The organism is Bacillus sp. FSL R5-0712 (genome assembly GCF_038593285.1).
GTDB lineage: Bacteria > Bacillota > Bacilli > Bacillales > Bacillaceae > Bacillus > Bacillus safensis.
In genome coordinates this window covers 1,788,072-1,811,426 of the sequence record NZ_CP151981.1, presented here as the reverse complement: position 1 = coordinate 1,811,426, position 23,355 = coordinate 1,788,072, and the positions used below count along the sequence as shown (strand labels likewise).

24 protein-coding genes and 1 pseudogene are annotated in these 23,355 nt (G+C 38.1%); 20 read left to right on the top strand and 5 right to left on the bottom strand.

The features are described from left to right. Positions 1-5 precede the first annotated feature (5 nt). From NSU11_RS09065 to NSU11_RS09040, 6 genes are all read left to right on the top strand, one after another. Positions 6-1,907, top strand: a complete 1,902-nt coding sequence (locus tag NSU11_RS09065; protein ID WP_197172882.1) for a beta-glucoside-specific PTS transporter subunit IIABC — start codon at positions 6-8, stop codon at positions 1,905-1,907. A 23-nt stretch (positions 1,908-1,930) separates the two neighbouring features. Further along, positions 1,931-3,394: a family 1 glycosylhydrolase gene (locus tag NSU11_RS09060; protein ID WP_197172881.1), complete on the top strand. Its 1,464-nt coding sequence runs from the start codon at positions 1,931-1,933 to the stop codon at positions 3,392-3,394. Between the two features lie 157 nt (positions 3,395-3,551). Beyond that, positions 3,552-3,953 carry a MerR family transcriptional regulator gene (locus NSU11_RS09055; RefSeq protein ID WP_024425176.1) on the top strand — a complete coding sequence of 134 codons (402 nt, stop codon included), beginning with the start codon at positions 3,552-3,554 and terminating at the stop codon, positions 3,951-3,953. A 34-nt stretch (positions 3,954-3,987) separates the two neighbouring features. Further along, entirely contained in the window at positions 3,988-4,908 is a 921-nt protein-coding gene (locus NSU11_RS09050) for an alpha/beta hydrolase (protein WP_024425175.1), read from the top strand. Between the two features lie 229 nt (positions 4,909-5,137). Beyond that, positions 5,138-5,410 (top strand): DUF2651 family protein, encoded by a 273-nt coding sequence (locus NSU11_RS09045; protein WP_024425174.1) that lies wholly within the window; start codon positions 5,138-5,140, stop codon positions 5,408-5,410. A 132-nt stretch (positions 5,411-5,542) separates the two neighbouring features. Then, positions 5,543-5,965: a cytidine deaminase gene (locus tag NSU11_RS09040; RefSeq protein WP_044334523.1), complete on the top strand. Its 423-nt coding sequence runs from the start codon at positions 5,543-5,545 to the stop codon at positions 5,963-5,965. Between the two features lie 34 nt (positions 5,966-5,999). Here NSU11_RS09040 and NSU11_RS09035 read toward each other — a convergent pair whose 3' ends face one another. Further along, positions 6,000-6,767 carry a pentapeptide repeat-containing protein gene (locus NSU11_RS09035; protein ID WP_213405075.1) on the bottom strand — a complete coding sequence of 256 codons (768 nt, stop codon included), beginning with the start codon at positions 6,765-6,767 and terminating at the stop codon, positions 6,000-6,002. Between the two features lie 60 nt (positions 6,768-6,827). Between NSU11_RS09035 and NSU11_RS09030 the strand changes: the two are divergent. Beyond that, positions 6,828-7,970 (top strand): annotated as a pseudogene (locus tag NSU11_RS09030) (choline esterase). A 146-nt stretch (positions 7,971-8,116) separates the two neighbouring features. Here NSU11_RS09030 and NSU11_RS09025 read toward each other — a convergent pair. After that, positions 8,117-9,007, bottom strand: a complete 891-nt coding sequence (locus NSU11_RS09025; RefSeq protein WP_257802831.1) for a LysR family transcriptional regulator — start codon at positions 9,005-9,007, stop codon at positions 8,117-8,119. Positions 9,008-9,107: 100 nt separating this feature from the next. On the opposite strand from NSU11_RS09025, the gene NSU11_RS09020 reads away from it, so the two are divergent. Then, complete coding sequence (locus NSU11_RS09020; protein WP_212051887.1) at positions 9,108-10,055, top strand: carbon-nitrogen hydrolase family protein; 948 nt, start codon at positions 9,108-9,110, stop codon at positions 10,053-10,055. Between the two features lie 48 nt (positions 10,056-10,103). Here NSU11_RS09020 and NSU11_RS09015 read toward each other — a convergent pair whose 3' ends face one another. Together NSU11_RS09015 and NSU11_RS09010 are read right to left on the bottom strand one after the other, a co-directional pair. Beyond that, complete coding sequence (locus NSU11_RS09015) at positions 10,104-10,403, bottom strand: monooxygenase (RefSeq protein WP_342493886.1); 300 nt, start codon at positions 10,401-10,403, stop codon at positions 10,104-10,106. Positions 10,404-10,432: 29 nt separating this feature from the next. Beyond that, complete coding sequence (locus NSU11_RS09010) at positions 10,433-11,359, bottom strand: DsbA family protein (protein WP_212051889.1); 927 nt, start codon at positions 11,357-11,359, stop codon at positions 10,433-10,435. Between the two features lie 177 nt (positions 11,360-11,536). On the opposite strand from NSU11_RS09010, the gene NSU11_RS09005 reads away from it, so the two are divergent. From NSU11_RS09005 to NSU11_RS08995, 3 genes are all read left to right on the top strand, one after another. Then, the gene (locus tag NSU11_RS09005) at positions 11,537-12,109 is read left to right on the top strand and encodes a TetR/AcrR family transcriptional regulator (RefSeq protein WP_025093225.1); all 573 of its coding nucleotides are present in this window, start codon (positions 11,537-11,539) and stop codon (positions 12,107-12,109) included. 69 nt (positions 12,110-12,178) lie between these two features. After that, a complete protein-coding gene (locus NSU11_RS09000) occupies positions 12,179-12,604 on the top strand; it encodes a MarR family transcriptional regulator (RefSeq protein ID WP_212048956.1) in 426 nt (141 codons plus the stop codon). A 116-nt stretch (positions 12,605-12,720) separates the two neighbouring features. Next, the gene (locus tag NSU11_RS08995; protein ID WP_024425167.1) at positions 12,721-13,068 is read left to right on the top strand and encodes a DoxX family protein; all 348 of its coding nucleotides are present in this window, start codon (positions 12,721-12,723) and stop codon (positions 13,066-13,068) included. Between the two features lie 73 nt (positions 13,069-13,141). Here the strand turns inward: NSU11_RS08995 and NSU11_RS08990 are convergent, their stop codons facing one another. After that, positions 13,142-13,330 (bottom strand): hypothetical protein, encoded by a 189-nt coding sequence (locus tag NSU11_RS08990; protein ID WP_024425166.1) that lies wholly within the window; start codon positions 13,328-13,330, stop codon positions 13,142-13,144. Positions 13,331-13,572: 242 nt separating this feature from the next. Here NSU11_RS08990 and NSU11_RS08985 point away from each other — a divergent pair, with 242 nt between their 5' ends. The 9 genes from NSU11_RS08985 (at position 13,573) to NSU11_RS08945 (ending at position 23,264) form a co-directional block, all read left to right on the top strand. After that, positions 13,573-14,742, top strand: coding sequence for an NAD(P)/FAD-dependent oxidoreductase (locus NSU11_RS08985; protein WP_342493885.1), 1,170 nt, complete (start codon positions 13,573-13,575; stop codon positions 14,740-14,742). A gap of 42 nt (positions 14,743-14,784) precedes the next feature. Then, a complete protein-coding gene (locus NSU11_RS08980) occupies positions 14,785-15,465 on the top strand; it encodes a TetR/AcrR family transcriptional regulator (protein WP_024425164.1) in 681 nt (226 codons plus the stop codon). Positions 15,466-15,609: 144 nt separating this feature from the next. After that, positions 15,610-16,275, top strand: coding sequence for a helix-turn-helix transcriptional regulator (locus NSU11_RS08975; protein ID WP_342493884.1), 666 nt, complete (start codon positions 15,610-15,612; stop codon positions 16,273-16,275). After that, positions 16,272-16,646, top strand: a complete 375-nt coding sequence (locus tag NSU11_RS08970) for a RidA family protein (protein ID WP_024427108.1) — start codon at positions 16,272-16,274, stop codon at positions 16,644-16,646. The genes NSU11_RS08975 and NSU11_RS08970 overlap by 4 nt, the downstream gene beginning before the upstream one ends. Positions 16,647-16,718: 72 nt before the next feature. After that, positions 16,719-17,822, top strand: coding sequence for a threonine synthase (locus tag NSU11_RS08965; protein WP_122631349.1), 1,104 nt, complete (start codon positions 16,719-16,721; stop codon positions 17,820-17,822). Between the two features lie 216 nt (positions 17,823-18,038). Further along, complete coding sequence (locus NSU11_RS08960) at positions 18,039-20,201, top strand: MMPL family transporter (protein WP_342493883.1); 2,163 nt, start codon at positions 18,039-18,041, stop codon at positions 20,199-20,201. 100 nt (positions 20,202-20,301) lie between these two features. Continuing rightward, complete coding sequence (locus tag NSU11_RS08955; RefSeq protein ID WP_342493882.1) at positions 20,302-21,486, top strand: sensor histidine kinase; 1,185 nt, start codon at positions 20,302-20,304, stop codon at positions 21,484-21,486. 5 nt (positions 21,487-21,491) lie between these two features. After that, positions 21,492-22,142, top strand: a complete 651-nt coding sequence (locus NSU11_RS08950; RefSeq protein WP_103132486.1) for a response regulator transcription factor — start codon at positions 21,492-21,494, stop codon at positions 22,140-22,142. A 207-nt stretch (positions 22,143-22,349) separates the two neighbouring features. Further along, entirely contained in the window at positions 22,350-23,264 is a 915-nt protein-coding gene (locus tag NSU11_RS08945) for an AraC family transcriptional regulator (RefSeq protein ID WP_342493881.1), read from the top strand. Positions 23,265-23,355 lie beyond the last annotated feature (91 nt).

The following is a 23,355-nucleotide window of genomic DNA, read 5'->3' as shown; positions in this document are numbered from 1 at the left end:
AAGACATGGGAAACAAAGAATTGGCGCAAGAAATTATTAAATTAATCGGTGGAACCGGCAATATATCTCAAAGCTGGCATTGTATTACGAGGCTGAGATTTAATATCAACGATGAAAAACAGGTGAAAGTAGATGAACTGAAAACAGTAGACGGTGTGCTGGGAGCGCAATTCCAAAGCGGACAATTCCAAGTCATTATTGGAGCAAAGGTTGCAGAAGTCTATGAGGAAATCGACCATCTGATTGGAGAGGGCAGCAATGATTCTACTCCTGCTAAAAATACGTCAAAAATGAATCCAATCGAAGTCGTATTCGATGTCATTAGCGGGATTTTCACACCGATTTTGCCGGCGATTGTTGGTAGTGGATTGATAAAAGGGATCATGGCTTTGTTCGTTAGTTTAGGCTGGATGACGGAAAAAAGCTCTACCTATGCTGTACTTCAAATCTTTTCAAATGCTGTCTTTTACTTTTTACCTTTCCTCATTGCGTATTCTGCAGCGAAGAAATTTAAAACACGAGAATCTCTTGCGATGGCACTCGCTGGGATTTTATTGTACCCAACGTTGGTGGAAGGTGCAGCAAAAGGGGCAGATCCACTTAGTTTTTTAGGATTGAGTATTCCATTAAATAATTATACTTCTTCTGTCTTACCGATTATTTTAGGAGTGCTGCTCCTTAGCTTTATTGATAAGTGGATAACGAAAGTGATTCCAAAATCCTTAAGCATCGTGTTTACACCGGTACTGAGCTTAATGATCACGGCGCCTCTTACACTAGCTTTCATAGCGCCTATTGGAAACGTTTTCGGTCAGTATTTAGAGATCTTTTTCACTTCTTTATTCCATTTTGCTGGGCCGATTGCAGGTTTATTAATGGGAGGCCTCATGCCTTTAATTGTGCTAACTGGGATGCATTACGCATTCTTCCCAAGCACGTTTGCCAGCTTTGAAAAAGTTGGCTACGATATCATGCTGCTTCCGATGAACTTTATTGCCAATATGGCACAAGCAGGTGCCGTTTTAGGGGTCATCATTCGCACAAAACGAGTAGAAACAAGGTCTTTGGCGTTATCAACATTGCTTCCGAGTTTCTTTGGAATTACAGAACCAGCCATTTATGGAGTAACACTGAGATTGAAAAAACCTTTCTATGCTTCATTAATAGGCGGCGCAGTTGGCGGATGTTTTTATGGGTTATTCTCAGTCAAAACGACAGCATTTTCAATTCCAGGTATTACATCTCTGCCAACCTATATTATGAAAGGCACAAATAATTTTCAGCTGGCTTTAATTGGAATAGCGCTGAGCTTTTTGGTCTCACTGCTTGCCACTATGTTTCTTGGCTTCAATGAACCTGCCACAAAGGATGAAGGGCAGCCAGAAAAACAGGGAAAGCCATCTAAAAATCCAGAAAATCCAGTCAATCAACAAGCTGCCAGACAAGTAAATCCTTATGAAGTACAAGCACCTATAACTGGTAAAGTCGTTCCTTTATCTGACGTAAATGATGCCGTCTTTTCAAGCGAAATGATGGGCAAGGGAGTAGCGATTATACCTGATAAGGGGGTGGTACAAGCGCCGTTTGCCGGAAAAGTAGTGACCGTTACACCTACTAAACATGCAATTGGTTTGGTTTCAGATGATGGGGTTGAATTATTAATACATGTAGGGATTGATACCGTCAGCCTAAATGGTCAATTCTTTGAGGTATTGGTGGAAGAAGGAGATGAAATCAACATCGGGGATCATTTATTATCATTTGATATAGAAGGAATTCAATCAAAAGGATTAGATGTCGTGACACCTATCATCGTCACTAATTCCTCGAAGTACCTGGATGTTATCTATACAGGTGACTCTTATGTCAACGCAGGAGAAAATAAACTCTTAATGCTCATTCATTAATCAAAATAGAAGGGATGATTGAAATGAAAGAATTAAAACAAGGATTTTCAGATAATTTTCTATGGGGTGGCGCAACCGCTGCCAATCAAATAGAGGGTGCATATTTAGAAGGCGGAAAAGGGCTGTCAACTTCAGACTTCGCTGCATATAAAGATCCTTACGCACAAGGAAAAGTGAACAACTTTACATTCGATGTGAGTTCAGCTGAACTAAACAAGTACAAGGAAAATCCTGATGCATTTGATTTCCCAAAAAGACGCGGAATTGATTTTTATCATCGTTATGAAGAAGATATTGCACTGTTTGCAGAAATGGGATTTAAAGTATTTCGTTTGTCTATCTCATGGGCAAGAATCTTTCCAACAGGCTTAGAGGACAAGCCGAATGAAGAAGGATTGGCTTTTTACGATAAAGTATTTGATGAATGTGCGAAATATGGAATTGAACCGCTAGTAACGATGTCTCATTATGAAATGCCGATTACTTTAACAGAAAAATATAATGGGTGGATGAGTAGAGAGCTTGTCCCATTGTTCGAAAAATACGCACGTGCGATTTTAGAAAGATATAAAAACAAAGTGAAATATTGGATTACGTTTAATGAAATGAATATGAACCTCAATAGCCTTTATACAGGTGCTGGAATTTTAGAGGATCTAGTAGACCATAAATTACAAGCTGCTTACCAAGCATCTCATCATCAATTTGTGGCAAGTGCCTTAACAGTGAAGGCTGCGAAGGAAATCATTCCAGATGTCCAAATTGGCTGTATGATTAACCAGATTGAAGCGTATGCAAAAACAACAAAACCAGAGGATCAGCTGCAGGCAGTCAAATCGAATCAATTGAATATGTTCTATCCTGATGTTCAAGCTAGAGGCGAATATCCAACATACATGGTAAAATACTTTGCTGATAATCAAATCAAGCTGGATATTAAAGAGCAGGATGAACAAATTTTAAAAGAAGGCACTGTTGATTTTGTGGCGATCAGCTACTATATGTCCCATGTAGCAGAAGCACGTGAAGATGCAGCTGAGCTAGCGGGTACGTTTGACAGTCCGATTAAAAATGAACACTTGGAATTATCACAATGGGATTGGCCGATCGATCCAATGGGTCTGCGCATTTCATTAATTAAACTGTATGACAGATACCAAAAGCCTTTATTTGTTTGTGAAAATGGACTTGGTGCAAGGGATACATTGACACAAGACGGAAAAATACACGATGATTATCGAATTGATTATTTGAAAAAACATATTGAACAGATGAAAGAAGCCGTAAAAGAAGGTGTTGACTTAATGGGGTACACACCTTGGGGCTGCATTGACTTAATCAGCTGCGGAACATCTCAAATGACTAAACGCTATGGTTTGATCTATGTGGATCAAGACGACCTAGGAAATGGTACACTGAATCGTTACCGCAAAGACTCATTCTTCTGGTACAAAAATGTAATCGCATCAAATGGAGAAGACCTATAAAAGCAAATTGAATGATGTAAAACACCATCTCAGGGCGCCTTAACCGGCTGCATGCGATGGTGTTTTGTTTTTTACGAAAACGTATCTTGACCTTGAAGTATACTTCAACCTTTATAATGTAAATATAGAAAGACAAAATTACGAAAAAGGGGTAACGATGGAGTTGATGACTAGAGGAGAACTTGCCAAACAAACAGGAATAAGCCCTGCCGCAATTCGTTACTATGAAGAACACAACATTTTACCTGTCCCGAGACGCCGTTCGAACGGTTATAGACTATACACAGAAGATTATATTGTGAAAATTCAATTGATCAAAGATGCCAAATCATTGGGTTATTCACTAAAGGAAATAAAAGAAATATTGGAAATGCTGAGTCAAGACATAGAACTTGATACTTTAAAAAGAATTGTACATCAAAAACATGAAGAAATTGAAAAGAAAATTGACAGTCTCCGTCTCATACAAGACCTTTTATCTAACTTATTAAAGACTCCTGAGAAAGAAGTACAAGTGTATCTCAAATCATTTCGTATGATGAATCAGGATGACGAATAAACATATCTGCTTAAAGTAAAGGAGAGGAAACAAAATGAGTATCGACATTTTTAATGGAGAACGTTCTGAAGAAAGTATTCAATTTGAAACATTATTCACGTCCCAAAGTAATAAAGAGAGTTTTGCTAGTGTCGAAAAAACCAAAAATCTTCTGTCTCAAATAGAAAATATAAAGCCTTATGCAATCGGAGACGATGTGAAATTAAAGAGTGAGATAAAGGAGCAGACTTTCGAAGAAATGCAGGTTTTCACATTGAATGACCAAATGTCGCAAAAACAAAAGGTGATTTTATATATACATGGTGGTGCCTGGGTAAACCAGCCTCTCGATTTCCATTGGTGGTACATGAATAAAATGGCTAGGTCCCTTAACGCCAAAGTGATCGCTCCTATTTACCCTAAATTACCTCATTACAGCTACCAAGATACCTATCCAAAAATTCTAAATCTATATAAAGAAATACTAAAAACAATTGAGAGTACCGATCAATTAACGATCATGGGTGATTCAGCGGGCGGAAATATCTCTCTTGGCCTTGCGCACCTCTTAAAGATGGAAGGTCTGCCGCAGCCGAAGGATATCATTTTATTATCTGCATGTGTTGATATGAGTTTAAGCAATCCTCTTATATTTGAATATGCCGATAAAGATCCCATTCTAGCGCCAGAAGGAATAGATGTCATTACAAAAATGTGGGCAGCAGATAAAAAGGTAACTGACCCATTAATCAGTCCAATTCACGGTGACTTTAACGGTCTTGCGAAGATCACTCATTTTATTGGAACACATGATATTTTATATCCAGATGCACTAAAACTTGATGAAAAGCTAACAGAACAAGGAATTGACATGAAAACCTTTGTTTATCCAGAAATGCTGCATGTATTTGTCGTCATGCCAATCCCTGAGGCACAAGACGCTCAGGAAAAAATCATTCAGGTGATAAATAGTTAGATGCTCTTTTCACATATCAAAATGCTCCGGCTTGAATATTTGAAAGCTTAGCGAAATGGGCTGCTTACTGAAAGCAGTCTTTTTCCATTCAACATGACATACATTTAGAATGTCAATCCGCCTCAGATTAAACATTCCTTAAATTCCATTTTTTGTTTACAACGTGCGGATTTCCTATTAATATGATACATATTCGGTTGTTCACCGGTTCATAAAGGAGAGTGACATGATGAGTGTTTTCTTTCTTCATCCCATGGCGCTAATCTTATTTACACTGCCTTTGTTATCTTTGGTATGGGGGATTGTTGGCTACTGCATCTTTAAGCGAGTTTACATCGTTCTTATCATCACATTTGCAGTCTCCACTATTTTCATATTTGCCTATACTGGGTTTGACATGTCAAATATGTATTGGGTCGTGGTCATGACCTTTTTATGCATGTGTACCTCTGTCATCACAAAAATCATTCGATATATGTATGCCCGCTATAAAAGAGCATAACGAAAAAGCTGATGGTCACAAAAATCAGCTTTTTTGTATCCATTCTTCATCTAGCGGAACCGCCCATTATCTGAAGTTTGGTATAATAGATCAGTATATTCAAAACGAGCATAGAAGGGCGAAGGGGACACAATGCACACATTTGATCTTACTCCAAAAGATGTAGAGTTAATAGACGAAGCAAAAAAGAAGATTACGAGCCTTTATGAAGAGGATAAACACCATGTAGGAGCCGCTATCCGCATGAAAACAGGAGAAATGATCTCGGCTGTCCATATAGAAGCGTATATCGGACGGGTAACGGTTTGTGCAGAAGCCATTGCAATTGGCAGTGCTTTATCGAATGGATATAAAGATTTTGATACAATAGTTGCCGTTCGACATCCATATTCAGATGAAGAGGATAGAAGATTGAGGGTCGTAAGCCCTTGCGGCATCTGCAGAGAGCTCATTTCAGATTTCGGACCAGAATGTTTTGTCATCATAGAAATAGATGGCGAACTAGTCAAAGTGAAAATCGGGGAACTGATTCCACTCAAATATACTAGAAGTTGATGTACGACCTAGACTTAGCAGGAAGAGGGACGCATCAAGCGTTCTCTTTGTTACATTCCAGATAACTGAAAAATCGCTCCACAAAATCAGCCCCATGTATGTTCTCCATATGCGCCGTGTTAAAAATATATTGTTCCATATGCTCAAGCCTGCGCAGGCTGCGTACCAGTACTTTCCGATCCTCGTCAGAAAGATGAGGGTCATGATTTATCTTCAGCAATGCCTGTTTGACACGCGCGGAGACCTTTTCAACATATAGATGGTTTTTGGAAGCTGGCGGAATACATTGCGACAGGTCACAGCCTGTAAAGCGAACACCGTCAAGAATGCAGTTTTCAAAGTTGGCGATCAGCTTTTGTTTACCATTTCCCTCAAACGTTATATCCACTAGCTTACCGGTAAAGGTACAATGAACGATATTCGCTGCTTGTAAAATGCGGTCATTAAACCTGCATTGATAAAATGTACAGTTGATAAACGCAGCATTTTCCAATGTCATTCCTCTCATATCACAGGAGGAAAATTCGCAATTCGTAAAAACAGCCTCGCCTTTAGCAATCCCAACAGAGCGCAAATCGGAACGAATAAACGTACAATGCTCAATCGTACTACCTGCAAAGAATCTCGCATTCGTCAGATCACACGTATTAAATACAAGATGACGCAGCTGACAGCTCCAAAATATAGGTGAATGAACATTCGAGTTGCTAATCGTCGATCCACTTATCGTTTCATGTTCATACCTGACAATATCCGAAAATATTTCATTGTCTACTGACATACCAGACTCAAGCCTTCTCATTGTGATCACCTATCATTTCTTCAGAATCTTTTCCAATGATGAATACCTTCCAGCAAGTTCATGTCGGTTGACGCATTCCCAGAACCAATCGGCGGCTATACTGCCGGGCGCACACAGATGGATTTTGAGTACACGGCATTTGATCACTCAAAAAGAGAACTGACCGCATTTGTATACGATCCGTCTGATAGCAATGAAGGGAAGATCCTATCAACGTACATGTTTCCTGAAGTATACGAAATGCTGCATGACCAGCTGCTTGTCACTGAGTATATGAAGGAAAAGGATTTTTTCTCTATCGATATCCAAACGCATTGTTAAGACGACCTGGCTCTTTCCGGGAAAGAAGAACGCTATCCAGTGTTATTTTATGTTTGCGGCGGGGGCGGCTCTCCAGAATGGGGGACTGTGATCTGTACAGACCTTGCAAGCATGGGGTATGTTGTCGTCAGTATCGGTCATCAAAGCAGCACGATGTATAAGCGGAAAGATGGGCGTTTGTTTAATGTATCAAAGGATTTTTCAGATGTCATTATGGCGTTTTCTGAAGATCCAGACATGATGGCCCTGGCTGGTCAGATGACGATGCGGCCAGACGATGAAACTGCCATTGAAACATGCCGTAATGTCCTAACACTGCCAATACTTCATCCGTTAACAAAATATAGTGAATTACAGGCAGAGGATGTAAGGTATGCAGCCGATTATCTTTACAAACTAGACTCCGGGGAACTCAATTCCATCTTTAATGGAAGATTGTTGCTTGACGCCGGCATGGGCATAATCGGACATTCTTACGGAGGGCCTACGACAGCGATTGTTTGCCGGGATGACGACCGATTTGCCTGCGGGATCGGCCTCGATAGCGGTGCATTCGGTCTTCTTGACAGCGACCTGAAAAAACCCTTTTTGCTGCTTTTTTCTGAGCCTAACTATCATATGAATGCGATCATTGGTGCTAACAATAGCATGGAAACCTATTATTTCTCTGTTGACCATGCTGCACATTTAGATTATTGCGACATCCTGTTTACCGGTGTAAACGAAGAACTGAGAGGCAAACGGAATGCGATGGAGATGCAGAATCTTATCACAGACTATACAAGGACCTTTTTTGATCATTACATTCTGCAAAAGCCTGTACATGTGGAAAGTCTGTCATACGATGGCGTGGAATTGATTAAGAAAACGAGTAGAAAGTGATGACCTGATGGTCTCTTGTCTATTGCATGGCTGAACGGTGCAATCATGGCCAGATAACAGCATATAAAATGAAAAAAAGCCTTGGAATTAGGCTTTTTTCAGTTTCTCCATGTTATAAACTAAGAAGGATGATTTTTTATTTGTTTCTATTTCTGTTCCCCAGAATAGATATCCGCAACGATTTTTAAAAAAGCCTTCAAAGCACGTGTTTTATATCGATCTTTCTTCACGACAATGCCAATTTTCCAGGGAATATATTGACTGCTAATTGGTTTTACACAAATGTCCTCTCTGTACATATCCGTTAAAGGACTTGGAAGGATCGCCACTCCAAGTTCATCACGAACTAATGTCAAAAGCAAATCCCATTGTGTTGTGCTGTAAGCGATGTTGGGAACAAAATGTTCCTTACGGCAGCTATCTAAAATCACTTGACTCAACGCAAATGAAGAATCAAACAATATCCAGTTATCCTCTTTAAGCTGTTCGAGTGAGAGCTGTTGTTCATCTTTTAAAGCGTGATTTTTTGGTAAACAAGCCACAAATGGCGCTTCAAAAATGAGTTGTTCTTCTAATTCATGACTTTGCGCAGGTATGACAACAAAGGCAACATCTACTTCGCCTTTCTCAACGAGTTTTTCTACATGCAAGCCGCCCTCTTCAATCATTTCGAGCGTCACATCTGGATGCTTTTTAGTAAAAGACTTTGCCACTTTGGAAAAGAAAAAGGTACCAATTATTTGTGGCAGACCGATCTTTAAATGGCCGCGAATATGCGTCTCGGTATCACCCAGCTCCATTTGCAGCTCATTCATTTGCTGCAGCACCGCAATCGCTTTTTCATATACAAGCTGTCCTTCATCCGTTAACCTAAAAATTCGATTTGACCGATCGAATAGGATGACACCCAGTTTTTTCTCTAATTTTTGAATGGTTTTAGAAAGGGAAGGCTGTGCGATAAAAAGCTTTTCACTTGCTCTTGAAAAACTTCCACATTCCGCAATTGTTTTAAAAATTTCAAAGTCCCGTATGTTCATTTTATCCTCCCATTATTCCAATAAGGCATACTCATTATGATGATGATATATTGTACATGATAAACATTTATTTTTACACTGAGAATAAGGAGGGGGTAAGATGTCAACATGTAGAGTTGCTGTTGTGCAAGCTGCTTCTGTCATTATGGATAGAGAAGCTTGTATTGAAAAAGCCATTTCGTTAACACTTCAGGCTGGAGAAAAAGGAGCCAATATTGTTGTATTTCCTGAAGCTTTTATACCTGCTTATCCAAGAGGACTAGCATTTGGCGCCACAGTAGGAAGCCGTTCTCCAGAAGGAAGAAAGGACTGGCTTCGTTACTTAGAAAATTCAGTTCCAGTTCCTAGTCAAACGACAGACAGATTAGGAGAAGCAGCCCGCAAAGCTGGTGTCTACCTCGTCATTGGTGTCATTGAAAGAGATGATGAATCAAGCCGCGGGACTTTATATTGTTCCGTATTGTTTTTCGGACCAGATGGAACCTTACTTGGAAAGCACCGTAAACTAAAGCCGACAGGATCTGAACGACTCATATGGGGAGAAGGGGATGGCAGCACACTGCCGGTTTTCGATACACCATATGGTAAAATAGGCGCTTTAATTTGCTGGGAAAACTATATGCCATTAGCTAGAGCAGCGATGTATGCAAAAGGCGTCCAAATCTATATAGCCCCTACGGCAGATTCCAGGGAGCTATGGCAATCAACGATTCGCCATATTGCCGCAGAAGGCCGATGCTTCGTTCTATCTTGTAATCAATATGTGAATAAAGAGATGTATCCTAAAGATTTAGCCTGCTATGATGAATTAGCATCTTCTCCTGATGAAATGTGCCGAGGGGGAAGTGCAATCGTCGGTCCGTTAGGCGAATATATAAAAGAACCTGTCTATGGTCAAGAAGAGATACTGCTGGCAGATCTTGATTTGCGTGATATTTCTTCTAGTCAATTTGACTTCGATGTCGTAGGACATTATTCAAGACCTGATGTCTTCCAGCTCGTCGTCAATGAAGAGAAAAAAGAAAATGTAAAGTGGATAAATCGATGAAATCACACGAAAAAAAGAGCAGCCATCCAGCCGCTCTTTTTTCGTGTGTCAACCTTGATGAGTTTTTAATGGACCTTTTGTGATTTGAGAAAGCTCAGCATTAATATCAAAGATTTTAGCGTTGATGTCTGTTATTCCAAAGCTGGTTATTCTTTTAGAATGCATTTCAAGATAGTTTTCAGCTGCTTCTTTTGTTTCGAATAAGTAGATTCCGCCAGCCTCATTCTTCTCGGGATTCTCCGTCCATATTTTCCATATGAATCCGTCTTCCTCATTTATACTTTTCGCTAAATCAGAAAACTCTTTTGCCATTTCATCACCGAAAGGGCCCTTCATCTTAAAATCCATCTGTTATAAATGTGCCATCGTCATTCTCCTTATGTCGAAGTTGTAAAATACAGTTCTCCCAGCACTTCTTTCATTTGATACTGCTGCTGGGGAAGTTCTTTCTTCATAAAAGACCGTACATCTGATTGGTCAACATCGTACATTACTTCAATTTCTTTAGAAAATAGAAGTTTTTCTTTTTCGAGCAGGATTGAAACAGCTGGGCGCTTTTTCGGTTGAAGTTCTTCAGTGTTTAAAGCTTGCTTTAATCCTTCAACATAGACTTCAAATGAGCGGCCACCCGTGATTTTGACTCCTTTATTTTCTTCGTTGACGAAGATGATCGTTGGGAAACCTCTAGCACCAAGGTCTCGAACAAGAGTAAAATCTTGATCTAATAATTCCTGGCCGCTAGGCAGCTCCGCTTCATGGACTATCACATCTCCGTTAAGTCCAAGGTCGTTGACGATATCAATTAACACCGTGATATCCGATATATTTTGATTGAAGGCAAATAGCGCTTCTCTTGCACGGCGTAAAAAAGTATAGGCTAGTGCATCATCATGATGTTTTTGAATCACTTTGAACACGCGAGAGGGCGGGTAGGAGGATTGAACAGGATTGTCAATCATTAAGGAACCATCTATTGGCATGCGAGAATGTTCTCCAACCTCTCTCCAGTGACCAGCAACATCAGCAGGCTTATAAATTCCGTTTGCAGGATCAATTGGACCACCATGCCATTTCTCTAACAGTCCACCCAACACAGTCTGGAAATGAAAATAATGTCCATATTGCTCTTTCAATCGACGCAGGACAGGTTCAATTGCCCAGCAATGCGAACAAATTGGGTCTGTTACATAATAGAGCGTAATAGATTTTTTAGATTGTTGAAAATCAATCACCTGGATATCCTCTTCTTCACCTACACCACATACACCTGTTTCTATATCACAAAACATCTCATTGTTTTTCAATTTCATTTACCTCCTCAAATTATGCAGGAAACGCTATTCCCTATGTTTGTTTGAATCAATCATTTGCATTACAATTAGATCTTAAGACACAATGAGTAAGACCAACACCAATAATTTCTTCAATTTGTTGTTTATCCAACAGATTGATAGATGTGTTGAAAAAGGAGGAGGGATAAGATGACGCAGCCAAAGACAGACCCTCGGGTTTTAAGAACGCGTAAGTTAATCATGGAGTCTTTTATGAAACTTTCATCGAAAAAGGAATTTAAGGATATTACGATCAAAGATGTCACGGCAGAAGCCATGATCAACCGAGCGACGTTTTATTATCATTTTGAGGATAAATACGATTTGCTGGATAAAACGCTGTCAGAAGTATTATCGATTAATTTAGAAAGTATTCATTTCAATCATCGTAAACTAGATGAAGATACGATCATCAATATTTTTAAAGCATTAACGAATTTTCAACAATCTCTGCATAACCGCTGCCAAGTAGAATATGAAACTGAACTTGCTCCTATTGTGAGGGAACAGCTTGAAATTATTTTTTATCAATTGTTAATCAATCAATATACAAATGTCGAAAAGCAAATTCTGAAGGTCACAGCTGTATTTTTAAGCTGGGGAATTCACGGAGCTTCTGTTGAGTGGAGAAAAAATAGTTCGCACATATCATCAGAGGAGTTTATCAAATCAGCAGTGCCATATATTTTGTCAGGGATTGATTTTAAACAAGCAGATAGTTGATTTGACAATTTTTAAAGGCTTCACTAATATAAATGCTATAGCATATAAATTTCATAGAGGGTGTTTTACATGGAGTTACAAGATTTAATAGGTTATCTCGTTCATCGTACCGATCTCAAAATGACAAATTATTTTACGAACAGGTTAAAGCCTTACGGGGTCACTCCTGAACAATGGAGTATTATCAGTATTCTGAGCAGTGAAAAGGGAACTACTCAAAAAGAATTGGCAGAAGGAATTGATAAAAATCAAACCACTGTCGTCAGAATGATCCAATCAATGGAACGAAAAGGGCTTGTCAAAAAAATCTATAACGAACAAGACCGGCGCTCACATCACCTGCTTTTAACAGAAAAAGGGCACAAGGTCAAAAAGGCCATTCTTCCTGTCGTCATGGATGCACATCAAACGGTAACAAAGCAATTAAGCGATGAAGAGATTCAACAATTAAAATTACTTTTAAACAAATTATTTCATTCACACTATGAATCTTGAAATGTCTAATCTGTAACAAACGATTTATATCTAATATATGCTATGACATATAATTTTCACCAGCTGAAAATTTGTCCATTTGGACTGAGTGTTTCAGTCAAATAACTTAGAAAGATGTGATCACGATTTTCATACTTATTCTGCAAATGATATTGGCCGCTTTCTTTTTTGTAACAGGATCGAAAATTATATCAGGGAAAATGGCAGAAGAGTTCAAACGATTTGGTTTACCTGCTTTTTTTAATGTTTTAACCGGAGCTTTTGAGCTCATAGGCGCTGCTGGAATGCTGATCGGCATATGGATGCCAACAATAGCAATATTATCAGGCTTACTGTTAGGAGGCACGATGCTTGCAGCTGCCTTTACTCTGATCGTATTAGCCAAAGATCCCTTTAAAAAAGCACTCCCTGCACTTGTGTTATTCGCTCTCAGTATCGGGGTCAGCTTGTACCACATTCTTTAAGTTCATATCAAGGTAAGTCACAAAAACCTAAACAAATCTCCATTATTCTAATGGCGGATTGTGTTTAGGTTTTTTAGCGATTGAATTGTTTTCGAAGAACTAGGCATGAGACAGCGAATACTGCGAAAGCGCCCGCTGATCCAGCAGCAAACACCAGCTCAAATTGTTCTGGTTTGGACTTGAATAACAAAGGGACAGAAAGAATGAGAGCCGCACCACTAAAACTCAATCCTAATATCAACATTGCCAATAATTTATTCATAGGAACACCTCTTACACTCAGAATTAGAACAATGGAAACGACTGATTCAAGAATCATTGTGATGATTCGACATCCTTTCACATTCCTAGTTGGAGTGTATCATATGGTGGCGGGCGATTGTAAAATACACAATTGTGAAATAAACTTTTTAAACGAACACTGTTCTTTACGAACGGTGTTCGTTATAATATAAATGTGATATGGCTTTAAACGATTTCCATAAAGAAGAGGAGATGCATACGATGACGGCATTATCTAAGAAACAAAAGCAGATCGCTATTATTGGAGGAGGACCTGGGGGGCTAACACTCGCCTTAATACTGCAAAATTACGGTATACAAACTACTATCTATGAGCGAGAGATGCATGACAAGAGTCTTGAAAGAGGAGGCTCACTGGATATTCATGAAGAAACAGGTCAAAAAGCTTTAAAAGAAGCAGGAGTTTATGAGGAATTTCAAAGGAACGCCCGCTATGAAGGAGAAGATTTCCGCTTACTTGATAAATCAGGAAGAATTTATTTAGATGAAGAAACGGAATCAGATCAAAAAGGAACCCGCCCAGAAATTGATCGTGGTCTTTTGTGCGAACTGCTGTTAGATCAAATTGATGCTGAAAACATCAAATATGGATATAAACTAGAAAGTTGCATTTCACTAGAAAGCGGCATGACGGAGCTTCATTTTGAAAACGGAGTTGTTGAGACAGTTGATCTTGTAATCGGGGCAGATGGTGCTTTTTCTCGTGTGCGTCCTCTCTTAACAGATATTGATATTGAATACGCCGGACTCACGATGCTGGAACTGAATATCCTCAACGTAGAGATGAACCACCCTGATTTAGCTGAATTTAATAAACGTGGTAAGATGTTTGCTTTAGCTGACCACAAAGGACTGATTGGTCAGTTAAACGGAGATGGACGAATCAAAGTGTATGCAAGCCTTATGGTAGAGCGTAACTGGATTGAGACTTGTGGTATTCCGTTTCATCAAGCGAAAGAAGCAAAAGAACAATTATTAGAATTATTTAGTGATTGGGACGATCAGCTGAAAAATTATATTCGTTATGCAGAAGATGCCATCATTCCAAGACGGATTTATACGCTTCCTGTCGGTTTTAAATGGAACCGCCATAAAGGAGTAACGCTTATCGGTGATGCCGCTCATGTCATGTCGCCATTCGCAGGGGAGGGTGTAAACATGGCGATGTTTGATGCAATGGAGCTTGCACTTGCGATTGTTCGAAATCCTCATCATATTGAAAAGGCTATTGAAGAATACGAAGACAGGATGTACGAATATTCATCGGAGAAAGCTCATGAATCGGAAAAAAGTTTAAAGCTGTGTTTTTCAAAAGATGCTGCAATCAAGCTTGCTGAAATGATGAATTCTTTTCAAGAAAACGGTGATTGATGCTCAATTTACTATTTGACTTTGACATGTTATAAAGAGATTATGAACAATTCAAATCGTCGTATTATAAGTCGTCGGTCTCGGCCGGCTAAAGAGCCCTTAAGCCGTGAACTCATTGTGAAAACTGCCTATGAGCTTCTAAAGGAACAAGGGTTAGAGGGCATGAGTATGCGTAAGGTGGCTAAAGCACTCGATACGGGACCTGCATCCTTGTATGTCTACGTGAACAATTTTCAAGAACTAAGTGCTTACGTATTGGATTATGGTCTCGGCCAAATGGTTTATCCAGATTCAGTGAATGGCACATGGAAAGAACAGTTATTTGACATATTGCATACTTATTTCCTACTGTTATTCGAAAAACCTGGTCTTGCTGAAATTTCTCTTTCCACCATCCCGCAAGGAACGAACTTTTTACAGTTGACCGAACATATTCTCGCTGCATTGCATGAAGGCGGGGTTAAATCTACATCTGCTGCATGGGGAGTAGACCTGTTACTGTTATACGTATCTTCCGTAGCATACGAAAAGGTCTCTTGGAAGAAACATGGCTCTTCGCAGATTTCAGATACAAAAAAAGCATTTCATGATGCAGACAAAACGCGGTTTCCTTTCATCCATAGCCTAAAAGAAGAAATGTTTGCAGGTGATACCGTATCAATGGAACGGTTCAGGTGGGGAATTGAAGTCATTTTGTATGGAATCCAGCAAGAAATCAATTAGAAAGGAGCACAAGCAAAAAGCAGTCAATGGCTGCTTTTTTTATATTTTCTTAACTTTTTCAACATATATAAAAAAATCTATATATTGTTTTTATATATAAAAAATTATATAATCTAGTGGAATAAACAAATGAGGTGCTTAGGCATGGAAAATATAAAGAATTTATTAGAGAGCTATATTCCTTTAGCAAAATCTACAGCAAAAATGTTTGGACCAAATTGTGAAGTCGTTATTCATGATTTAACGAACCCCCTAGCATCTGTCATGTTTACAGTCAATCATCATGTGACGGGAAGAAAAATCGGTCAATCATTTGATCATTTGGTAAAGACTGTTTTACAATCAGAAGATTTTAAAGAAGATTATCTTGCTGGGTATACATTTAAAACAGAAGACAACCGTACCATTCGTTCTTCGACTTCATTAATTCGTGATTCGAAGAAAAAGGTGATCGGGGCATTCTGTATCAATTTTGATGTTGAAGCATTGAATCAAATGCAGCAATTTATGGATACTTTTCTTTCTACAAAAGTTGAAGTTCAAGAGAATGAAACAACATCAAATGATGATCTTGAAAATGTGGAAGGAATCGTAGATCAATTGATTCAACAGATCATTCAAAACAGTGTCCACCCAGTCATGAAACGTCATGAAAAAATTGAATTAATAAGGTTCATGGATGAAAAGGGAATCTTTTTAATGAAAGGTTCAGTTGAGAAGGTCGCATCTATGTTAGGTATTTCTAAAGTCACCGTCTATAGCTATTTGGATGAAATCAAACATAAATCGAATGAAGGGGAAACGAAATGAAAAGCATCCTCGAGGTAGGGAATCTAAAATCCAACGGACACTATGCATTCGCAACCATTCATCAAAACACGGTCTATGTTTCAGGACAATTTGCCATCAATCCCGAAACGAGAGAAAAAGAATTCGGCCCCATTGAGGAAGAGACATTACAAGCGCTTAAGAATGTGGAGATGATTGTAGAAGCAGCCGGAAGTAAAAAAGAAAAGATTTTGCGTATGACATTATACATTTCTGATATTGAACTATGGGACAAAGTAGATGCGGTTTACACTGAATTTTTCGGTGAACATCAACCAGCACGTACTGTTGTACCAACGAATGAATTACATTTTGGTTTCAAAATTGAAATTGATGCTATTTCTTATATTTAGAATATTTTTTTGCCCATGATATATAAAAAAGTATATTTTATATAAAAAATTATCCAAAGGGGTTGATGATTGATGAATCAATTGATTTGTAACGATTGCGGTAAAAAGTATGAGATGACACCAACTCTATGGAAATGTGATTGTAACGGCGTATTAAACCTGGTGAAAGATACCCCTCAAATAGATATTGCGGCTTGGAATCACTACCCAAACTCATTATGGCGTTATGTTGAAACCATGCCATTTTCAAAAGGTTCAAAGACTTGGGAATCTGTAACAATGGGTGAAGGCCAAACTCCGTTAATCGTTTTAGATCCTCATGAGCCAAACACTTATGTAAAAGTTGATTATATGATGCCTACGCTATCCTTTAAAGATCGAGGAGCTGCTGTTTTAATGACAAAGGCAAAGGAATTAGGGGTATCAAAAGTCATTGCGGATAGCAGCGGGAATGCAGGAACGGCGATTGCCGCTTATGCAGCTCGTTGCGAGATTGCATGTGACATCTATCTAAGCGATGAAACTTCACCTAAAAAGATCGCTCAAATAAAAGCCCATGGAGCAACGATTAAAGAAATTCGCGGTACACGAGAGGATATTGCAGCCGCGGCGCAAAAAGCAGTAGACGCCGAAAACGTTTTTTATGCAAGCCATGTGTATAATCCTTATTTTTTTGAAGGAACAAAAACATACGCCTATGAAATATATGAACAAGTAAACGGAGCACCTGATACTTTAATCATTCCGGTTGGAAATGGTACTCTCCTCCTAGGTGCATATTACGGTTTTAAAGAGTTATTTGAAAATGGTTTAATTCATAAAATACCAAAAATCATTGCCATCCAAGCGAAAAACTGTGCTCCTCTCGTGAAAGCTTATCAAAACGCGGAGGAATCAGCATCACCTGTTACGAATACAGGAACTTTGGCAGAAGGTATAGCCATTGCTGCCCCGGCACGCTCCAAACAAATTCTAGAAGCTGTACAAGATACCAATGGTACATTTATAGATATTGAAGAGGATGAGATATTGAATGCACGCTCTAAACTAAGTGAGAAAGGATTTTATGTGGAAGTGACATCTGCAGTCAATTTTGCTGGCTACATGAAATATAAAAAGGAAGCAAAAGAAACAATCGTCATACCTCTTTGTGGTGCAGGAATTAAATCAAAATAACCAGATATGACTAATACAACTGATCCGGAATTGGCCAAATGATGATATAGATAAAATGAACGCTCTCTATAAATAGAAGGGTATCTCAAAAGAGATGCTCTTTTTCTTGCCTAAATGTACAATCCCTTTTGCCCAAAAGTACAATTTCAATCAACTATTTCATTACGTAGAATAAAGAGGTGAATATCATGAATTCGATGAAAAAGGAGTAAGTGAATGGCTAAATTTTTATATAACTTAGGAAACTTTGCTTTTACTAAGCCTAAACGAATGTTAATCGGTTGGTTACTTATTTTAGTAGCTGTAGTTGCAGCAACAATAGGGACAGGCGTTTCATTTAATGGAGATATGTCGATTCCAGGAACAAAATCTGAAAAAGCGATGGATCTCTTGGAAAAGAAGTTCCCAGCAGGTGATGATGAGGGAACAATTCGTCTAATATTTAAAGCACCTAAAGATGAAACTTTAGAAGCAAAGAAAGTGAAACATAAAATTAATGAGACGATAAAAGAAATTAAAAAGGATAAAGCAGTTAAGCAGGTGACCGATTTATATCAGACCTTTACGATAAGTAAAGATAAGAAAATAGGATATGCGGATATTACGTATCGAGTGAAATCGGATAAGGTAAAGGAATCCTCAAAAGAGAAAGTATTAAATAGCATAAAGATTTCAAAAGATGCAGGCATCCAAACGGAATTAGGCGGCTCCGTCACATTCTCTGAAATTGAAGTAGGTGGGATTTCTGAAATCATAGGGATTGTCTTCGCCTTCTTGATTTTAGCCTTTACATTTGCTTCACTTTTGATCGCAGGATTACCAATATTGACGGCTGTAATTGGGTTAGTAATAGGTGTGATGGTCATTTTAATCACCTCAAACTTTGTAGAAATGTCTGCATTTAGTCTCACATTAGCGGTGATGATTGGTCTTGCAGTAGGAATTGATTATGCACTGTTTATCATTTCAAGATATCGACAGCTGTTAGCAGAAGGCTACAATTTGAATGAGGCTGCTGCTAGAGCTGTGGGTACCGCAGGAAGTGCTGTATTATTTGCGGGCGTCACTGTCATTGTTGCATTATGTGGACTTGTATTAGTTGACATACCATTTCTAGGTATCATGGGCCTTGTGGGAGCCTTTATGGTACTATCTGTTATGCTTGTTTCTCTCACGATTGTTCCAGCTATACTAGGGCTTCTTGGAGATAAGGTGAGTCCTTCTAGGAAAAATAAGTTATTTTCTAAATTACAGCCAAAAAAAGAGAAAAAAACAATGGGCTGGGCAAGATTTATTCAAAAGCATCCGGGTAAAATAATGATAGGTGTCATTTTATTGACAGGATTGATAAGCTGGCCAGCGCTTCATATGGAGCTTGGTCTTCCGGATAACGGTATGAAAGGCAAAGAAACAACTGAACGTAAAGGATACGATCTTTTAGCAGAAGGATTTGGCAAGGGGTTTAATGGACCACTTGCCATCATCATAGATGCCTCTCAAGCAAATAAAATGATGAAGTCCAAGTCCATCGAGGAATCATCAAAATTGTTAGAAAAAATGGATGGTATCAAACAAATCACGCCGGCGATCCCTGATCCATCGGGTGAGTACGCAATGTTAACAATCTTACCTAGAAGTGGTCCGGAGGATAAAGAAACGAAGCAATTAGTAAAAGACATTCGAAATGTATCGAGTGTGACTGACACAAAGTTTCTTGTGACTGGTTCTACTGCCGTGAATATAGATATTTCAGATAGACTCAGTGAAGCATTGCCAAAATTTGCAGGAGTCATTATTGGATTTGCTTTTGTGTTAATGATTCTTGTATTTAGATCATTCCTTGTTCCATTAAAGGCTGTACTAGGGTTTTTAATGACATTAACTGCTACATTAGGTTTTGCTGTCTTTGTTTTACAGGATGGACATCTTGCCCCATTGTTTGGAATACCTGCAGCAGGACCGTTGTTAAACTTTATGCCTGTACTAGTGACAGGAATATTATTTGGTCTTGCAATGGATTATGAAGTATTTTTAGTTAGTAGAATGAGGGAAGAATTCCTTCTATCTCATGATGCAAAGAAATCTGTTATTTCTGGATTACAGCATAGTGGCAGGGTTGTAACTGCAGCAGGCTTAATTATGATTTTCGTTTTCGCAAGCTTTATTTTTGCTCAAGACTTGATTATTAAAACAATGGGATTAACATTGGCATTTGGGGTTTTATTCGATGCATTTGTCATTAGAATGACCTTTATCCCTGCTTGTATGATGCTATTAGGGCGGGCAAATTGGTACTTACCAAAATGGCTGGCACGATTGCTTCCGCATATTGATATTGAAGGAGAGTCAATTGCCCAAAAGGAAAAGAAGATTATATAATGTATTCTTTTTAAATGTTAAAATCCTAATACCGCCATTGCCTCTTTAAAAGGCGGGCGGTATTTTTCGTGTTATGATGGGGTTTGGAAGGTGAGAGTTTATGCTTAAGAAACGGATAGACCCATTTAATGAAATGATCTATTCCCGAATTCCCACGTTATTATGGGGCGTTCTTGTGTATGTTGCAGCGATGATTTTTCAGTTTTTAACAGCATCTTTATCGCTTTCAAGTTTGTTTTTTTCTGGCCTTATCGCGATCCATCTCATTTTGCACTGGTGGTCATTTTATTGGTTCAAGAAGAAGCCTTGGATTTATTTCTTCATACAAGGAATCGTTATTCTACTTTGTGTTTTAGCTATGCAAGCTGCCTCTCCTGTTATTTTAATTGGTCTTTTACCGGTATTAATTGCTCAAAGCATCGGTGTATACTATCATACATTAAAGATTATTTTGACAGGACTTTGTTTTTATGTACTTTTTTTTCTAGCTCTTATTTTGGTTAATGATACAGATGATCTGACTGTCTACATTCCGATTTTATTTCTTATCCTTATTGTGGTCGTTGCATACTCTATCTTATTTTTTAGACAAGTAAAGGCTAGAATACGAACTCAAACGTTTCTAAAGGAACTAGAACTCGCACATCAGCAGGTGGAGGAGTTAACCCTTGCTAATGAACGTCAAAGAATGGCGAGAGATTTACATGATACCCTTGCACAAGGGCTTGCAGGCATTATTATGCAATTGGAAGCTGTTCAAGCACATTTAGAGAATCAAAATACCCAGCGTGCTCAAAGCATTATCAAGGGCTCAATGAGCCAAGCTCGAAAAACATTAGGTGAGGCACGAATGGTGATTGATGATCTTCGGAAGGATCGTCAGGATCAATACGATTTAACTGAAACAGTGAAAAATGAAGTAAATCGATTTACGACAGCAACGAATATCCCAATTCGTACAAAGATATCTGTACCTCAGAATATGTCACCTTTTTTTATTGAACATACTGTTTACATGATAAAAGAATGCTTAACGAATGTTTCAAAACATGCCAAAGCAAGCCATGTCGAGTTAGTGATGGTACAACAAGGTGATCACATCCATTTGAAAATAGCAGACAATGGAGTGGGATTTGATGAGAAAAAACGAGAATCCACTTTTGGACATTACGGCATCATTGGTATGTCAGAACGTGTTCGGCTGCTTGGTGGAGAGATCCATTTGAAAAGTAAAAAAAATGAAGGTACACAAGTAATAGTGAACATACCTTTGAAAAAGGAGTAAATACAGTGTCTTATCGAATTGTGATTGTTGATGATCATTATGTTGTGAGAGAAGGATTAAAATTAATTCTTGAAACAGACGAAAGATTTGAAGTTGTTGGAGAAGCAGAAGATGGAGGAAAGGGGATAGATGTCATAAAAGAAAAATCCCCAGACCTTGTATTACTTGACCTCAACATGCCAATGATGAGCGGGCTTGATATGCTTAGAGAAATGCAGACTCTTCAAATAAAAGTTCCCGTACTCATTTTGACTACTTATAATGAAGAGAACTTAATGATTCAAGGGTTACAGCTTGGTGCAAAAGGCTACCTCTTAAAGGATGCCAGCAGAGAAAACTTATTTAATACAATTGAAGCGGCCATCAGAGGAGACATTTTACTTCAATCAAATGTGGCCTCAAAGGTATTTGAATCAACCGTACACAAAGAACCTCAAGAAAAATTGAAAACAGACAACCACTTGCTTACCGAAAAAGAAATGCTCGTTTTGCAAGCAGTAGCTAGAGGGTTTCGGAGTAAGGAAATTGCATTTGATATGGGAATTTCCGAGAGAACTGTAAAAGCACATTTAACAAACATTTATCAAAAACTAAATGTGACATCAAGAGCTGAAGCAATTAAAACATCAATAGAATTAGGGATCATTCATTTTTAGATAATTGAACAAACAGGAGTGAAAGCCATTCTTGCAGAAAGCTCTTTTGTACAAACCTATGAGCTTGGGAACTAATAAAGAGACTACTTTAGATAGTCTTTTTTTAAAAAGCATGGAGTTAGACTCTATAAAAGAAAGAAGGTATGTGGGCTTTGGTTGAAGAAGTCTAATAAACAATGAAGTAAGATTATAAAAAAGGAGAAACCTATGCAACATGATCTTCTCAATCAATTATTAAAGATAACAGATGAAGAGGAACTGCTTCTACAAAACAGAAGAGAGATAAATAAAGACATTTATACCAATCAGTCTAATTTTATTATAGAAAGTCAAAAATTTCTCAATCAAGAGAGTATGATTACGGTTCGAAAACATACACGCTTTGTGGATTTTCCTAAACATAAACACGACTACATTGAGATTAATTATGTTTACAATGGAGAGTATAACCAAAAAGTAGGGAATCAAAGAATAAATTTGCAACAAGGGGAGCTGTTATTTTTAAACCAGCATATTGAGCATGAAACTCAAACTTGTGCAGAAGAAGACATTATTATTAATTTTATCATTTTACCTCATTTTTTTGATTTTATCTTTTCGTTTTTAACGACTGAAAATAGAATTAGTAATTTCTTAATTAACAGTTTATATAACAGTACTCAAAATGGACAATTCCTTTACTTTAAAGTTTCAGAAGTAGAAAGCATTCAAGAATTGATAAAAAAAATTATTATTGAAATTATGTCTCCTGCTTTTATGTCTGAATCCACCATTAAATTGTATATGGGTCTTTTAATGGTGGAGTTAATTAAACACGCTGATAAGGCCGAACATACAGAAGACAATCCTGTACAACATTATTTAATTGTTGAATCATTAAAGTATATTGATGAACATTTCCAGAGTGCATCACTGAATGAATTAGCCACAAAATTAAGCCAGCCCGCTTATGCTTTAAGTAAAGAGATTAAAAAGGCTACCAACTTTACATTTAAAGAATTACTTCAAGAAAAACGTTTAAATAAAGCGAAAGAGTTACTGGAAAGTACAGATATGCCAATTGCCTCTGTTATAGATCAAGTTGGATATGATAATGTAAGTTATTTCTATCGGATTTTTTAAAAAAATATCATCAGACACCAAAGCAATTCAGAGAACACTTAGCAAAAAGATAAGATGCTGCTAAATGTTCTTTTTTATTTTAAACAATTGC

Coding starts and splice junctions, on each gene's coding strand:
- NSU11_RS09065 (WP_197172882.1), top strand. CDS start 6: ATGGGAAACAAAGAATTGGCGCAAGAAATTATTAAATTAATCGGTGGA.
- NSU11_RS09060 (WP_197172881.1), top strand. CDS start 1,931: ATGAAAGAATTAAAACAAGGATTTTCAGATAATTTTCTATGGGGTGGC.
- NSU11_RS09055 (WP_024425176.1), top strand. CDS start 3,552: ATGGAGTTGATGACTAGAGGAGAACTTGCCAAACAAACAGGAATAAGC.
- NSU11_RS09050 (WP_024425175.1), top strand. CDS start 3,988: ATGAGTATCGACATTTTTAATGGAGAACGTTCTGAAGAAAGTATTCAA.
- NSU11_RS09045 (WP_024425174.1), top strand. CDS start 5,138: ATGAGTGTTTTCTTTCTTCATCCCATGGCGCTAATCTTATTTACACTG.
- NSU11_RS09040 (WP_044334523.1), top strand. CDS start 5,543: ATGCACACATTTGATCTTACTCCAAAAGATGTAGAGTTAATAGACGAA.
- NSU11_RS09035 (WP_213405075.1), bottom strand. CDS start 6,767: ATGAGAAGGCTTGAGTCTGGTATGTCAGTAGACAATGAAATATTTTCG.
- NSU11_RS09025 (WP_257802831.1), bottom strand. CDS start 9,007: ATGAACATACGGGACTTTGAAATTTTTAAAACAATTGCGGAATGTGGA.
- NSU11_RS09020 (WP_212051887.1), top strand. CDS start 9,108: ATGTCAACATGTAGAGTTGCTGTTGTGCAAGCTGCTTCTGTCATTATG.
- NSU11_RS09015 (WP_342493886.1), bottom strand. CDS start 10,403: ATGGATTTTAAGATGAAGGGCCCTTTCGGTGATGAAATGGCAAAAGAG.
- NSU11_RS09005 (WP_025093225.1), top strand. CDS start 11,537: ATGACGCAGCCAAAGACAGACCCTCGGGTTTTAAGAACGCGTAAGTTA.
- NSU11_RS09000 (WP_212048956.1), top strand. CDS start 12,179: ATGGAGTTACAAGATTTAATAGGTTATCTCGTTCATCGTACCGATCTC.
- NSU11_RS08990 (WP_024425166.1), bottom strand. CDS start 13,330: ATGAATAAATTATTGGCAATGTTGATATTAGGATTGAGTTTTAGTGGT.
- NSU11_RS08985 (WP_342493885.1), top strand. CDS start 13,573: ATGACGGCATTATCTAAGAAACAAAAGCAGATCGCTATTATTGGAGGA.
- NSU11_RS08980 (WP_024425164.1), top strand. CDS start 14,785: ATGAACAATTCAAATCGTCGTATTATAAGTCGTCGGTCTCGGCCGGCT.
- NSU11_RS08975 (WP_342493884.1), top strand. CDS start 15,610: ATGGAAAATATAAAGAATTTATTAGAGAGCTATATTCCTTTAGCAAAA.
- NSU11_RS08970 (WP_024427108.1), top strand. CDS start 16,272: ATGAAAAGCATCCTCGAGGTAGGGAATCTAAAATCCAACGGACACTAT.
- NSU11_RS08965 (WP_122631349.1), top strand. CDS start 16,719: ATGAATCAATTGATTTGTAACGATTGCGGTAAAAAGTATGAGATGACA.
- NSU11_RS08960 (WP_342493883.1), top strand. CDS start 18,039: ATGGCTAAATTTTTATATAACTTAGGAAACTTTGCTTTTACTAAGCCT.
- NSU11_RS08955 (WP_342493882.1), top strand. CDS start 20,302: ATGCTTAAGAAACGGATAGACCCATTTAATGAAATGATCTATTCCCGA.
- NSU11_RS08945 (WP_342493881.1), top strand. CDS start 22,350: ATGCAACATGATCTTCTCAATCAATTATTAAAGATAACAGATGAAGAG.